The sequence below is a fragment of the Pseudomonas sp. 34 E 7 genome (assembly GCF_900005715.1).
GTDB lineage: Bacteria > Pseudomonadota > Gammaproteobacteria > Pseudomonadales > Pseudomonadaceae > Aquipseudomonas > Aquipseudomonas orientalis_A.
In genome coordinates this window covers 11,491-26,307 of the sequence record NZ_CVTX01000142.1, presented here as the reverse complement: position 1 = coordinate 26,307, position 14,817 = coordinate 11,491, and the positions used below count along the sequence as shown (strand labels likewise).

Annotated in this window: 11 protein-coding genes; 3 read left to right on the top strand and 8 right to left on the bottom strand. The window is 61.0% G+C overall.

The features are described from left to right. Positions 1-87 precede the first annotated feature (87 nt). The 3 genes from BFP96_RS14260 to BFP96_RS14250 form a co-directional block, all read right to left on the bottom strand. Positions 88-336 (bottom strand): BrnA antitoxin family protein, encoded by a 249-nt coding sequence (locus tag BFP96_RS14260; RefSeq protein WP_065887908.1) that lies wholly within the window; start codon positions 334-336, stop codon positions 88-90. Continuing rightward, positions 314-592 carry a BrnT family toxin gene (locus BFP96_RS14255; protein ID WP_065894401.1) on the bottom strand — a complete coding sequence of 93 codons (279 nt, stop codon included), beginning with the start codon at positions 590-592 and terminating at the stop codon, positions 314-316. The genes BFP96_RS14260 and BFP96_RS14255 overlap by 23 nt, the downstream gene beginning before the upstream one ends. Positions 593-669: 77 nt before the next feature. Further along, the gene (locus BFP96_RS14250) at positions 670-1,794 is read right to left on the bottom strand and encodes a GNAT family N-acetyltransferase (RefSeq protein WP_065894427.1); all 1,125 of its coding nucleotides are present in this window, start codon (positions 1,792-1,794) and stop codon (positions 670-672) included. 286 nt (positions 1,795-2,080) lie between these two features. Here BFP96_RS14250 and BFP96_RS14245 point away from each other — a divergent pair, with 286 nt between their 5' ends. Next, entirely contained in the window at positions 2,081-3,403 is a 1,323-nt protein-coding gene (locus BFP96_RS14245; protein ID WP_065887907.1) for a putative porin, read from the top strand. A gap of 103 nt (positions 3,404-3,506) precedes the next feature. Here the strand turns inward: BFP96_RS14245 and BFP96_RS14240 are convergent, their stop codons facing one another. The 5 genes from BFP96_RS14240 to aceK all read right to left on the bottom strand — a co-directional run bounded on the left by BFP96_RS14240 (position 3,507) and on the right by aceK (position 11,934). Further along, complete coding sequence (locus BFP96_RS14240) at positions 3,507-3,740, bottom strand: anti-sigma factor family protein (protein ID WP_065894403.1); 234 nt, start codon at positions 3,738-3,740, stop codon at positions 3,507-3,509. Next, the gene (locus BFP96_RS14235) at positions 3,734-4,348 is read right to left on the bottom strand and encodes an RNA polymerase sigma factor (protein ID WP_065887905.1); all 615 of its coding nucleotides are present in this window, start codon (positions 4,346-4,348) and stop codon (positions 3,734-3,736) included. The genes BFP96_RS14240 and BFP96_RS14235 overlap by 7 nt, the downstream gene beginning before the upstream one ends. 38 nt (positions 4,349-4,386) lie before the next feature. Then, complete coding sequence (locus BFP96_RS14230) at positions 4,387-5,508, bottom strand: beta-ketoacyl-ACP synthase III (RefSeq protein WP_065894405.1); 1,122 nt, start codon at positions 5,506-5,508, stop codon at positions 4,387-4,389. 690 nt (positions 5,509-6,198) lie between these two features. Continuing rightward, entirely contained in the window at positions 6,199-10,110 is a 3,912-nt protein-coding gene (gene hrpA / locus BFP96_RS14225; protein ID WP_065896266.1) for an ATP-dependent RNA helicase HrpA, read from the bottom strand. A 114-nt stretch (positions 10,111-10,224) separates the two neighbouring features. Continuing rightward, the gene (aceK, locus tag BFP96_RS14220; RefSeq protein WP_065936444.1) at positions 10,225-11,934 is read right to left on the bottom strand and encodes a bifunctional isocitrate dehydrogenase kinase/phosphatase; all 1,710 of its coding nucleotides are present in this window, start codon (positions 11,932-11,934) and stop codon (positions 10,225-10,227) included. Between the two features lie 152 nt (positions 11,935-12,086). Between aceK and BFP96_RS14215 the strand changes: the two genes are divergently transcribed. Together BFP96_RS14215 and BFP96_RS14210 are read left to right on the top strand one after the other, a co-directional pair. Continuing rightward, entirely contained in the window at positions 12,087-12,992 is a 906-nt protein-coding gene (locus BFP96_RS14215) for a DMT family transporter (protein WP_065894409.1), read from the top strand. A gap of 97 nt (positions 12,993-13,089) precedes the next feature. Further along, entirely contained in the window at positions 13,090-14,655 is a 1,566-nt protein-coding gene (locus BFP96_RS14210; RefSeq protein WP_065894410.1) for a methyl-accepting chemotaxis protein, read from the top strand. The last annotated feature ends 162 nt before the right edge of the window (positions 14,656-14,817 follow it).

The window sequence follows — 14,817 nt, the reverse complement described above, 5'->3', positions numbered from 1 at the left end:
GCAGCCTGATCATTCCCACGCTCCGCGTGGGAACGATCTTACGGGCAGGCCTGCCGATAAGGCAGGGCGGAACTTTTGACGTGTTGATCAGCCTTGATGAGCCTGCATGTATTGGCGCAAGAGCTGGTTAATGCGGGTCTGGTAGCCAGTGCCTTGACCTTTGAACCACTCTAAAACATCCGCATCAAGTCGAATGGTGACCGCCTGCTTCACAGGAACACGCAGTTCAGCACGTCGAAAAAACTCAGCATCCAGTTCAGGAATTTCACTGGTATCAATATCTTTGTCGCTCATCTTGGCCAGGCGCTCCCAATCAGTTTTCGATGTTTGCGTCATAATATTTGGCCTCCTTCTTGGTTGCTTTTCGGGCGGAAATGATACGGATCACATCACCACACCGCTCGGTGTATACGACAACACCAATCAATAATTTGATCCAGCCAATACTGATCCAACGCTCTTCGTCATAATCCGCTCGATCATCGCGCAAGGCCAGCATTGGATGTCTAAAGATATCCGGAACGTCGTTGAAATCGATGCCGTGCTTAGCAATGTTGGCCTTGTTTTTTGAATCATCCCACTCAAAATGCATGGCACGTCCTGTATGTACTTTTGTACATACAGAATAGCGATTTCGGCTTCTTTGACCAGTTCTGCCAGACCGGTGGCTCAAGCCTGCCGATAAGGCAGCGCCGACCTCGCCTCTTCGGCATACGCCAGAATGCCCACTCGCTCGCGCTCGAGGAAATCCTCCACGGCGTTTTTCAGTCCCGGATGGCGCAGGTAATGCCACGAGCGGGTAATCACCGGCTCAAAGCCACGAATCAATTTATGCTCGCCCTGAGCGCCGGCATCGAAGCGTTGCAGGCCGTGGGCGATGGCGTAGTCCATGCCCTGGTAGAAACAGGTCTCGAAATGCAGCCGGTCGAACTCTGCCAGGCAGCCCCAATAGCGGCCGTAGAAGCTGTCACCGCCGATCAGGCTGAACGCCATGGCCACCGGGCGTGAGCCCTGTTTGGCCAGGACCACGCGAATCGCCTCGGGCATGCGCTCGGCCAGCAGGCTGAAAAACGCCCGGGTCAGGTAGGGCGACTGGCGGCGTACCGCGTAGGTGTTGGCGTAACAGGCGTAAACAAAATCCCACTGGGCTTCGCTCAGTTCATGGCCCTGCAACCACTCGAACTCGATACCCTGCCCCGCCACCTGTTCGCGCTCTTTGCGCATCTGTTTGCGCTTGCGTGAGCTCAGGGCGTCGAGAAAATCCTGGAAGTCGCGGTAGCCACGGTTCTGCCAGTGGAACTGGCAGCCCAGACGCTGCAACCAGCCGGGATGCCGGGCCAGTGCGTCATCGGCCAGCGCGTCGGTGAAATTGACATGGGCACTGGATAGCCCCTCGATTTCCAGGTAACCGGGCAGGCTGTTCAACAGTTCGAAGCCGTCCTCGGCATTGGCTGCAAGCAAACGCGGGCCGCTGACCGGACTGAACGGCACGGCCGTCAGCAGCTTGGGGTAGTAATCGATGCCGGCGCGTGCGCAGGCGTCGGCCCACCCGTGATCGAACACGTACTCGCCATAGGAATGCCACTTGCGATAACCGGGCAATGCCGCCACCAGCCGCTCGCCCTCCCAATGCAGCAAATGCTCCGGTTGCCAGCCCGAATGGCCCCCCAGGCTGCCACTGTCTTCCAGCGCGCTCAGGAACGCATGCCGCACGAATGGCTGGGCCTGCGGCGCCAGGGCATCCCAGGCCTGCGGGGTGATGTCGGACAGGCTGTCCAGGCGTTGCAGCGGCATCGGCATCTTCTCTGTGTCTTGGGCGTGAAAGCCTGGCGAGTATCGCCTATCACAGCCGAGTGCACACCCGGAAAAAACCCAGGACACAACTCCAAATCAATAGTTCCGTGGGCAAACCAATTGTCATGGAGATGAAATCACTTAGCCACTACTCCGTCATAAACCGTCGCGATACTGACGCCTGTTTTTAGAGCACCCGGGTTTGCCAGGTGGCCTTTTTTCCGTCCGTCATCGGTCGGTTGTGTCCTGGAGGGTTTGTTACCCCTCCTCACTTTCGGAGATTGATATGCGTCTTGCTTCCACTAAAACTGCGGCGGTCCTGTGCGGCGGCCTGTTACTGGCCCTGAGCGTTCCGGCCAGCGCTGCAGTCGACGCTAAGTTGCTCGACATGCTCAAGGCCAACGGCCAGATCACTGCTTCGCAGTACACCGAATTGCAGAACGAGTTGGCCAAGGACCAGAAAGAACAGCAGATCGCACGCCAGGCCCAACAGGAAACCAACGAACAGATCGCCGCCACCGCGAAAAAGACCAACGAGCTGAGCAGCTTCGACCAGAAGCTGGCCTGGGCCGCCAAGACTCAGTTCAAGGGCGATGTGCGCTTTCGCCAGGAAACCATCAAGATCGATGGCGAGCCCAACAACGGTGGGCGTGACAAGGACCGTCAACGTATCCGCGCGCGCCTGGGTGCCTACACCGAGATCAACCCGCAGGTGGACACCGGTATCCGTATCGCCACGGGCGGCGGCGACGATGCGCGTTCCACCAACCAGGACCAGGATGGTTACTTCGATAAGAAATCGATCTGGCTGGACCTCGGCTACATCGACTACCACCCGGACCAGATCAAGAACCTGCACGTGATCGGCGGCAAGATGATGCAACCGTGGGTGAGCATGGGCGATGTGATCTGGGACAGCGATATCAACCCCGAAGGCCTGGCCGTCACCTACAAATACCCGCTTGGCGGCAGCGCCGAGCTGTTCGGCAGCCTGGGCAACTACAACCTCAAGGACAACGTCGACGGCGACGGCGTGCAATTTCGCCACGACCTGCGCCTGACATCCGGCCAGTTGGGCACGCGTTTCTCGCTGACCGACAACCTGAAAATGACCCTGGGCGGCAGTGTCTACGCCTACCAGAACGACAAGGACAGCCGCTGCACGACCACCACCACGCCTTGCGCACTGGCGGTCAACGGCAACTCGGCCAATAACGAATTCCGCTTGTATGAAGGCTTTGCCCAAGCCGACATCGGCGGCCTGGCAGTGCCGTTGGCCTTCTACGGCCAATACGTGAAAAACAACGATGCCGTGACCGATCAGGACACCGCCTGGTTGGTGGGTGCCAAGTCCAAGGTGTTCGGTTTCAACCTCGACTACAACTACCGCGATACGCAACGTGACGCAGTGGTAGGCGCCTTCACCGATTCGGACTTCGCCAACGGCACCACCGGTTCGCGCGGTCACAAGATGAAGGTCAGCTACGACATCGACAAGAACTTCGCCCTGGGCGCCACGTACTTCCTGACCAAGGCTGACTACGCCAGCCGGACTCAGCGTGATGCCAACACCAACACCCTGCAGCTGGATGCTGAAGCCAAGTTCTAACCTCACCCTGTAGGAGCGAGCATGCTCGCGAAGAACGAACAGGCAGCGCGTTTATCCAGGATACCCGCGTTATCGTTGACGTTTTTCGCGAGCGAGCTCGCTCCTACACATCTTTACGCCGCTCGGCCGCGAGCCGCTCGGCCAGCGCATCCGCATCCTTCACCGGCTCGTCCGGCATGATCCGCAACGTCGCCTGCATCAGGCGCATCTGACGGATAAAGCGCCGGCAGTTCGGACAGAACATGAAGTGATGACGCACCAGCAGACGCTCACGAAAGGTCAATTGCCCATCGAGGTAGTCACTGGAACGCGCCACTTGCTCCTTACACGTCAACATTCGCCCGTTTCCTCAAAATGCTCCACTGTGGCAAAGACTTTAAGCCGTGCCCGATGCAGCAGCACACGCACATTGGAGAGTGAGAGCGTCAGAAGATTACAGATTTGCTCCAGCTCCAGGCCCTGGCGTTCACGCAGCACCAGCACGCTGCTTTGCAATTCGGACAGGCTCAGCAGGGTGTGCTCCAGGCAGTTGCGCAATTCCTCTTCGGTGAGCAAGGCTTCCGGCGTGTCCTGGTGCCAGGCATACGGCGCTACGGCCCAGTGCCCATCGTCAGGCGTAAAGCGTTCATCACCGATGGTTCCATGGGGAGATGGCAGATCGTCAAGCAACACCTCCCGACGATTTTGCTTGTAGCGGCCCTTGGCGGCGTTCGCGGTGATCGTCAGCAGCCAGGTCTTCAGGCTGGAACGCCCTTCGAACCTGGCGAGGTTGCGGACCACTGACAGCCAGGCATCCTGCACCACCTCATCGGCATGCCGCTGGCCGACGATGGCATAGGCCACCGCCCGCATCGCACTCTGGTACGTGGTGACCAACTCCTTGTAGGCCCGCTGCTCACCCTTGAGCAGGCGTTCAAGCAGATGCGTGTCGTCCGCTGCTGCCATTCAACACCTCACTGTAAACGCGCAGACCCGCTCCGCCATCAGCGTTTGCGCAGGATCACGCTGCCGATGGAGTAGCCGGCCCCGAACGAGCTGAGCACGGCCACGGCGCCTTTGGGCAAGTCGTCCTGATACGTGTGGAACGCAATCACCGAGCCTGCCGAACTGGTATTGGCGTAGGTGTCGAGGATCACCGGCGCCTCTTCCACCGAGGCCTCGCGGCCCAGCAGTTTCTTCACGATCAGGTGGTTCATGCTCAGGTTGGCCTGGTGCAGCCAGAAGCGCTTCACATCGGTGACGCCCAGCTGGTTTTCCGCCAGGTGCGCGCCAATCAACTCGGCCACCATCGGGCAGACATCGCGGAACACTTTGCGGCCTTCCTGCACGAACAATTTGTCCGGCGCGCCGACGCCCTCTTCCGCGGTGCGGTTGAGAAAGCCGAAGTTGTTGCGGATGTTGTTGGAGAACTTGGTCAGCAGCTTGGTGCTCACCACGTCGAACTGGTGCTCGGAGGTCGCCAGGTCGGCCCGCTCGAGGATCACCGCCGTGGCGGCATCGCCAAAGATGAAGTGGCTGTCGCGGTCACGGAAATTCAGGTGACCGGTGCAGACTTCCGGGTTGACCATCAGGATCGCCCGGGCCTGGCCCAGCTGGATGCTGTTGGCGGCATTCTGGATCCCGAAGGTGGCCGAGGAACACGCCACGTTCATATCAAAACCGAAGCCCTCAATACCCAGGGCTTCCTGCACCTCGATGGCGATGGCCGGGTAGGCACGCTGCAGGTTGGAACAGGCGACGATCACGCCATCGATATCGGCGGCAGTCTTGCCGGCGCGTTGCAGGGCCTGCTCGGCAGCGCCGACGGCCATCTGGCAGAGCACCGACCATTCGTCGTTGCTGCGCTCGGGCAAGCGTGGGGCCATGCGCCGAGGGTCAAGGATGCCGTCCTTGTCCATCACGAAGCGGCTCTTGATGCCCGAGGCCTTTTCAATGAACGCCGCACTGGACTCAGTCAACGCCTGCACGTCGCCGCGCTCGATGGCCGCAGCGTTTTCGCTGTTGAACTGCTGCACATAGGTATTGAAAGACTGCACCAGCTCTTCGTTGGAGATGCTGTTGGCCGGGGTGTACAGGCCAGTGCCGCTGATGACGACGTTATGCACGGTCGTTCCTCTAAATCTGTCAGGCAGAAGATATTGGTACCGTCGTACCAAACTGTAGGTCGTTTGATTCCGTCCAGCGGGCATCAAACTGGCAACGCTTTATTCCATCGCGTCGCTGCTACGACGATCCCGGCATTTATGGGCGCGAAGTTTGCCACAAACACCGGGGTTTGGCGCCACTTCCCGGACAGACACCGTTAAATGTGGGAAGAGGCTTGCTCCCGATGGCGGTGTATCAGTCAAGGCATCAGTGGCTGACACTCAGTCATCGGGGGCAAGCCCCCTCCCACAGTGGGACCGTGTTACCAGTTGCTTGCTGCGGTACTGGATTCAAATCCTTGTCGGAAATGTCCTAGATAGTCCGGCTGCACACAGCTCACAATGAATGTGGGAGGGGGCTTGCTCCCGATGGTGGTGTATCAGCCAAGGCATCAGTGGCTGACACTCAGTCATCGGGGGCAAGCCCCCTCCCACAGTGGGACCGTGTTACCAGTTGCTTGCTGCGGTACTGGACCCAGATCCTTGTCGGAAATTTCCTCGATAGTCCGGCTGCACACAGCTCACAATGTGGGAGGGGGCTTGCCCCCGATGGCGGTTTATCAGTCAAGACATCAGTGGCTGACACTCAGTCATCGGGGGCAAGCCCCCTCCCACAGTTGACCCCTGCTCACTTGGGCATCCGGGAAGACCTCAAGGCTCTACCTGGCTCCATTGCTTGCTCAATCGCTTGTCGGATATGGGCACCTTGGTCCCCAACTGTTGGCCGAACAACGACACCCGGTATTCCTCCAACCACCAGCGATAAAGCTCCAGTTGCGGATCGCGCTTGCCTTCCTGGGTGTGTTTGTTCAGGCGGTTCTGGTACTGGGCCCACAGGCCGCTCAGTTCGGTGCTCCACACACGGTCCTTCTGCACCTGGCTCGGCAGTTTTTCCAGGCGCAGCTCGATGGCCTTGAGGTAACGCGGCAGCTCCTTGAACCACTGCGCCGGGGTCTCGCGCACAAACCCTGGGTACACCAGATGACTCAGTTGCTGCTTGATATCGTTCAACGCCACCGCCTGGGCCAGGTCGATCTTGCCCTTGAAGCGTTTTTGCAGGCCATGCCAGAGTTTCAACACGTCAAGGGTCAGGCGCGCCAGACGCTCGGCGTGTTCGGTCCAGCCGCCACGCTTGCGCTCGGCCAGCGCGGCCAGCCCGGCACCATCGCGCGGCAGATTGGCTTCGCCTTCCAGTACGCAGGTGTCGAGACTGGCGAGCAGGATATCTTCCACCAGTGCATCGATGCGCCCCAGTTCGCGATACATCAGGCCCAATTCGGTCAGCCCCGGCAATTTGCCGCGCAGGAATTTCGCCGGTTCCGCCAGTTGCTGCATCAACAGGCGCTGCAAGGCACGGCGGTGCTGGAATTCGGCCTCGGCGGCCGTGGAGAAACGCCCTTCCTTGACCGTGCCGTTTTCTTCCACCAGCGCCGGGTATACCGTCATCGACAGGCCGGCGATGTTCTGCTGGGTCTTCTCAGCGACCGCCGCAAACACCTTGGCCTCCACCGGCTGCTGGCTTTTCGCAGTTTGCGGAACCGCCAGTGCCGCCTGGCTGGCCTCGGCGAAACGCGCCGTCAGCTCTGCCAAGTCACGGCCTTCGCCGAGGAACTTGCCTTGGCCGTCAACCACTTCCAGGTTCATCTTCAGGTGGTTTTCCACCTGCTGCGCCGCCTCGGCCCAGGCTTCGTCGCTGACCCGCGCACCGGTCATGCGCAGCAATTCACGGCCCAGCGCCTGGGGCAGCGAGCCCTGGCCAAACTCGATGCGCTGCAGCGCCGCCTTGACGAAATCCGGCACCGGCACGAAGTTCTTGCGCAGTGCTTTGGGCAAGTTGCGCACCAGAGCGATGCACTTGGCTTCGATTACCCCCGGCACCAGCCATTCCAGACGCTCGGCCGGCAATGCCGGCAGCAATGGCGCCGGCACGCGCAGGGTGACGCCGTCACGCGGGTGGTTGGGCTCGAAGTGGTAACTCAAGGCCAGGGCCAGGTCGCCCAGGTGCAAGGTGTCGGGGTAATGCGCGGCGGTGACTTCACTGGCTTCGCGGGCCAGCACGTCTTCCTCGCGCATGATCAGCAGTTGCGGGTCTTTCTGGCTGTTGACCTTGTACCAGCTGTCGAAGGTCGCCGTCTGGTGGATCTCTGCCGGCAGGCGCGCATCGTAGAAGGCGTAGAGGGTTTCTTCGTCGGCCAGGATGTCGCGTCGGCGCGCCTTGGCTTCCAGTTCGTCGAGCTGCTCCAGCAGTTGCTGGTTGGCCGCAAGGCACTTGGCTCGCGACTGGATTTCCCCACGCACCAGGCCTTCGCGGATAAACAGCTCGCGCGACACCACCGGATCGATCGGCCCGTAATGCACCGGCCGGCGTCCGACCACGATCAGCCCGAACAAGGTGATCTGTTCAAACGCCACCACCTGGCCGCGCTTTTTCTCCCAATGCGGCTCGAAATGGTTTTTCTTGATCAAGTGCCCGGCCAGCGGTTCGATCCAGTCGGCGTCGATCTTGGCCACCATGCGCGCATACAGCTTGGTGGTTTCCACCAGTTCGGCGGTCATCAGCCATTGCGGACGTTTCTTGCCGATGCCCGAAGAAGGGTGAATCCAGAAGCGCCGCTGACGCGCGCCCAGGTAGTCGCCGTCCTCGGTCTTCTGGCCGATCTGGCTGAGCAAGCCGGACAGCACCGCCTTGTGCAATTTCGGGAAATCGGCCGGTTCCTTGTTGATCGTCAACTGCATGTCGCGGCAGATCAAACTCAACTGGCGATGGGAGTCGCGCCATTCGCGCAGGCGCAGGTAGTTGAGGAAGTTCTTTCGACACCAGTTGCGCAGCGGGCTGGCGGTCAGTGCCTGGCGCTGTTCTTCAAAGCCGCGCCACAGATTGACCAGCCCGGCGAAGTCCGAATCCGCGTCTTTCCACTGCGCATGGGCCTGGTCGGCGGCCTGCTGGCGCTCCGGCGGACGCTCGCGCGGGTCCTGGATCGACATGGCGCTGGCGACGATCAGCACTTCCTGCAAGCTGCCCAGCTTGGCGGCTTCGAGCAGCATGCGGCCCATGCGCGGGTCCACCGGCAGGCGCGCCAGCTGGCGGCCCAACGGCGTGAGCTGGCTGTTGCGGTCCACCGCCGACAGCTCCTGAAGCAGGTTGAAACCGTCGCTGATGGCCTTGCCATCCGGCGGTTCGATAAACGGGAAGTCGGTGATTTCGCCCAGGCGCAGGTGCAGCATCTGCAGGATCACAGCGGCGAGGTTGGTGCGCAGGATTTCCGGGTCGGTAAATTCCGGGCGCCCGATAAAGTCTTCTTCGCTGTACAACCGGATGCAGATGCCCGGCTCGACCCGGCCGCAACGGCCTTTACGCTGGTTGGCACTGGCCTGGGAGATCGCCTCGATCGGCAGGCGCTGCACCTTGGCGCGGTAGCTGTAGCGGCTGATGCGCGCGGTGCCGCTGTCGATCACATAACGAATGCCCGGCACGGTCAACGAGGTTTCCGCGACGTTGGTCGCCAGTACCACGCGGCGGCCCGGGTGGGATTGGAAAATACGCTGTTGCTCGGCCGGTGACAGGCGCGCATACAACGGCAGGATCTCAGTGTGCTTGAGCTGGGCCTTGCGCAGCATCTCGGCGGCGTCGCGAATCTCGCGTTCGCCGGGCAGGAACACCAGCACATCGCCGGGGCTGCGTCGTTCGCTGCGCTCATAGGCGGCGATTTCATCGAGGGTGGCGAGGATCGCCTGGTCGACGGTGAGGTCGTCCTCGACGCGGTTGCCCTCCTCGTCCTGTTCCAGGGTCAGCGGGCGGTACCAGGTGTCGACCGGGAACGTGCGGCCCGAGACCTCGACAATCGGCGCATCGTCGAAGTGCTTGGAGAATCGTTCAAGGTCGATGGTGGCCGAGGTGATGATGACTTTCAGGTCGGGTCGGCGCGGCAACAGCGTCTTGAGGTAACCGAGCAGGAAGTCGATGTTCAGGCTGCGCTCGTGGGCTTCGTCGACGATGATCGTGTCATAGCGCTCCAGATAGCGATCGTTCTGGGTTTCCGCCAGCAGAATACCGTCGGTCATCAGCTTGATCAGCGTATTGGAGTCGCTCTGGTCCTCGAAGCGCACCTGATAGCCGACCAACGCGCCGAGCGGCGTGGCCAGTTCTTCGGCGACACGGCTGGCAACGCTGCGCGCGGCGATCCGGCGTGGCTGGGTATGGCCGATCAGGCCGTATTGACCACGGCCGATTTCCAGGCAGATCTTCGGCAACTGGGTGGTTTTACCCGAACCGGTTTCGCCGGCAATGATCAGCACCTGGTGCTTGTTCAGCGCAGCCTTGATCTCGTCACGCTTGGCTGCAATCGGCAGGCTGTCGTCGTAACGAATCACCGGCAGGCTCGCACGCCGCGCCGTGACCTGGGCGCAGGACGCCTGCATGCGCGCCACCCACTGCGCCAGCTTTTCCTCGTCAGGCTTCTTGCGCAGCTCAAGCAACTGCCGGCGCAAGCGGTGGCGGTCGGCGAGCATGGCGTGATCGAGAGTGTTGAGCAGTTGGTCGAGGGTGGGGGCTTGGTCAGTCATCAGCTACTTCGACGGTCATCTATTTATACGCGGCCAACAAGTGTGGCAGAAAAGCCGCTCATCTGGCAGGTCAAACCGGTGGGAGGGGGCAACCCCCTCCCGCAAGGGAATGCGTTACAGGGGGTCTTTTCTGCGATAGGGGAATACGTCGATGACCTTGCCTGCGCGTATCGCCTCCTGCAGGCCCTTCCAGTAATCGGCGTTGTATAACTCGCCATGCAACTCATCGAACAACCTGCGCTGGCCGGCGTCGGCGAACAGGAACGGTGGAAACTCTTCGGGGAACACATCCAGCGGACCGATGGAGTACCAGGGTTCCGATGCCATTTCATCCTCGGGAGTGCGCGGCGTGGGAATGTGGCGGAAGTTGGCTTCGGTGAGAAAGCAGATTTCATCGTAGTCGTAGAACACCACCCGGCCGTGACGGGTGACGCCGAAGTTCTTGAGCAGCATGTCACCTGGGAAGATATTCGCTGCCGCCAGCTGCTTGATCGCCAGGCCGTAGTCTTCCAGGGCTTCGCGCACCTGGGCGGGGTTGGCGTTGTCGAGGTAGAGGTTGAGCGGGGTCATGCGCCGTTCGGTCCAGCAGTGGCGGATCAGGACGCTGTCGCCCTCCACTTCGACGGTGCCGGCGGCCACTTCCAGCAACTCGGCGAGGCACTCGGGCTCGAACTTGCTCAAGGGAAAGCGGAAGTCGGCGAACTCCTGGGTATCGGCCATGCGCCCTACCCGGTCGACACTTTTGACCAGCCGGTACTTCTCGATCACCGTGGCGCGGTTGACGTTTTTCGACGGTGAGAAACGGTCCTTGATGATCTTGAACACCGTGTTGAAACCCGGCAGGGTAAACACGCTCATGACCATGCCACGCACGCCCGGCGCCATGATGAATTGATCATCGGTGGTCGCCAGGTGGTTGATCAGTGCGCGGTAGAACTCCGACTTGCCGTGCTTGTAAAAGCCGATGGAGGTGTACAGCTCGGCAATGTGCTTGCCGGGCAGGATGCGTTTGAGAAAGCCGATGAACTCCGCAGGTACCGGCACATCGACCATGAAGTACGACCGGGTAAAGGAAAAGATGATCGACACGTCGGCTTCATCAGTGATCAACGCATCGATCTGGATTCCCCGCCCTTCGCGGTGCAGCAACGGGATCACCAACGGCCATTGTTCGTCGCGGGTGTAGATACGTCCGACGAGGTAGGCGCCTTTATTGCGGTAAAGCACCGAGCAAAACAGCTCGACGTGCAGGTCCGGGTCTTTGCACACCCAGTCCGGCAGGTTTTCCCGCAGTTGCGCTTCCAGGCGTCGCAGGTCGGCAGGCAAGTCGGCGTAAGGCTCACTGAAGCGGTAGTCCGCGAAAATCTGCGCGAGCATGTCCGCCATCTTGCCCGCAGGCGTGTAGGTGCGGGTTTGCGCAGCCCGCGCCCGCTGCTGGCTGGGCCGCGTGGTATGAATGAACATGCAGCCATCGCTGATCAGGTCATGGCTGAACAGGCTGCAAAACACCGAGTTGTACCAGGTCTCGGACAGCTCGTCGTCAAAGCGCAGGTCGATCAGGCCGATGTAGGCACTCTTTACCAGCGGCCAGCGTTCGATGTCCTGCAACACGCCCGCATCGAACGCGGCGCACAGACGCGCCGTGACCTCCCCCACCTTCTCTTCGTAGAGGTTGATGCGCGCCGCCGAAGCGGCCTGCCCTTGCTGCCACTGGGCCTTTTCGAAACGTTCGCGCGCGCCATCGGTGATCTGGCGAAAGTGCTCACGGTAGTCGTCGAAACCGTCGAGGATCATCCGGGCGATAGCGAGGGCGGGCTGCGACATGCGGAAAACCTCGAACGGGTTGCGGGAAGCCCTGAGCTTAGCCAGTGAACCGAGGCAGGAGAAGGCCGATTTTCATTGGCGACGCTACTTAGCGATTGTGCCAACCGTAACGCTGGGCAACACTCCGCCGCCTGATTGCGTAGGAGTTTTCCGTGAAACCTGTCGACACCCTGTACTTGCTGGGACTGGCCGCCATCTGGGGTGCGAGTTTCCTGTTCATGCGCATCATCGCGCCGGAAATCGGCAGCGTGCCGACCGCGTTTTTCCGCGTATCGATCGCTGCCGCCGGCTTGTTGGTGATCCTTTCGATGATGCGCGTGAGCTGGGACTTCCAGGGCAAGTTCAAGACCGTGCTGCTGTTGGGCGTGATCAACTCCGGGATTCCGGCCACCCTGTATTCGGTAGCCGCGCAGGTACTGCCGGCGGGTTACTCGGCCATTTTCAACGCCACTACGCCATTGATGGGCGTACTGATTGGCGGGATGTTTTTCAGTGAACGCCTGACGCCGTCGAAAATCGCCGGGGTGTGCCTGGGCCTGTTCGGCGTGGGCGTGCTGACCCGGGCGGGCCCGGTGGCATTTGACCTGGATTTGTTGACGGGGGCGCTGGCGTGCTTGCTGGCCACCACCTGCTATGGCTTTGCCGGATTTCTCGCACGGCGCTGGCTGGATCAGCGCGGCGGGTTGGACAGTCGCCTGTCAGCCTTGGGCAGCATGCTCGGCGCGACGTTGTTTTTGCTGCCGTTGTTCGCTTACAGCGCCATCACTCAGCCGCCGGCAAGCTGGGGTGGCTGGCAGGTGTGGATGTCGTTGCTGGGGTTGGGCCTGGTGTGTACGGCCTTTGCCTACATTCTGTATTTTCGCCTGCTGTCATCCATCGGTCCGGTCAAGTCGATGACCGTGACCTTCATGATCCCGCCGTTCGGCGTACTGTGGGGCGCGTTGCTGCTGGACGAGCCGCTGTCGATGGCCCACGTGTATGGCGGGGTGTTGATTGCAGGGGCGTTGTGGCTGGTGTTGCGGCCACAAAAAGCAGGCGCGAGCCGCGAGCATTCCTGACCTCCCGCGGCACTCGTCGCGGGATTATTACAAATATAAGTTAAATAAACGCCCGCAATGGCCGATAACCCCTGAAAGCCTTGCGGATTGAACAATCATGCGTAATAACCAACCCGTTACCCAGCGCGAACGTACCTTCCCCGCCCAGCAACGGTTGATCTCCACCACAGATGCCAAGGGTGTGATTACCTACTGCAACGACGCCTTTGTCGAAATCAGTGGGTTCAGCCGCGACGAACTGGTCCGTGCCCCGCACAATCTGGTGCGTCACCCGGATGTTCCGGCGGCGGTGTTCTCGCACATGTGGTCGACGCTCAAACAAGGCTTGCCATGGATGGGCATTGTCAAGAATCGCTGCAAGACCGGTGATCACTACTGGGTTAACGCCTATGTGACGCCGATCTTCGACGGCAACCAGGTAATCGGCTACGAATCGGTGCGCATCAAGCCCACCGCCGAGCAGATACGCCGGGCCGAAGCGCTCTATCAACGCATCAACCAGGGCAAGTCGGCCGTTCCCCGGCGGGACAAGTGGCTGCCGGTGCTGCAGGACTGGCTGCCATTTATCCTGGTCAGCCAGTTGAGCTTCATGATCGGCGCCACCCTCACTTCCCATTGGGGCTTTGCCTTGGCGGCAGGGCTGTCGGTGCCGCTGGGCCTGCTCGGCCTGAGCTGGCAGCAGCGCGGCCTCAAGCGTTTGCTGCGCCTGGCCGAGCAGACCACCTCCGACCCGCTGATCGCGCAGATGTACACCGACAGCCGTGGCGCCCAGGCGCGCCTGGAGATGTCGATCCTCAGCCAGGAAGCGCGCCTGAAGACCTGCCTCACCCGCCTGCAGGACACTGCCGAACACCTCAACGATCAGGCGGCGCAGTCCAACACCCTGGCGCACAACAGCTCCAGCGGCCTGGAGCGTCAACGCGTGGAGACCGAACAAGTCGCCACGGCGGTCAACCAGATGGCGGCGACCACCCAGGAAGTCGCCAGCCATGTGCAGCGCACGGCGGATGCCACCCAGGAAGCCAATCGCCTGACCGGCCGTGGCCGCGATATCGCCGGGGAAACCCGCGAGGCGATCCAGCGCCTGTCGGTGGCCGTAGGCGAGACGGGCGTGACCGTTACGCAACTGGCCAAGGACAGCGACGAAATCGGCGGTGTGGTGGATGTGATCAAAGGTATCGCCGACCAGACCAACCTGCTGGCGTTGAACGCCGCCATCGAAGCGGCGCGTGCCGGCGAGATGGGCCGTGGGTTTGCGGTGGTGGCGGATGAAGTGCGCCAGTTGGCGCAACGCACCACCGAATCGACCGGGCAGATCCATGCCCTGATCGCCAAGCTGCAGCACACCGCCAGCGCTGCCGTGCAAACCATGGACGCCGGGCATCGCCAGGCCGAAGAAGGTGTGGCACGGGTGATGGAAGCGGATCAAGCGCTGGTGGGCATCAGTGAGGCGGTGGCCAATATTACCGACATGACCACTCAGATCGCCGCGGCTACCGAAGAGCAAAGCGCGGTTGCTGAAGAAATCAGCCGCAATATCAGCACGATTGCGCTGCTGGCGGACCAGACCTCGGAACAGGCGATGAACTCGGCGCAGTTGAGTGAAGAGCTGACGCATACCGCCAATACCCAGTACTCGCTGGTGGAGCGTTTTAACCGGTAGCCATAGGTATCTACACAACTCTGTAGCGCCCAACCGTAACCACGATGCGAAGCGAGCCGCTCTTGATCTTGATCTTGATCTGCTTGTGATCCTAGGCGCCCCGTTAAACCACGCTGGCCGAACGCAGGCTTGAATCCGTGGGTAACCCGGCAGGACGCCGGG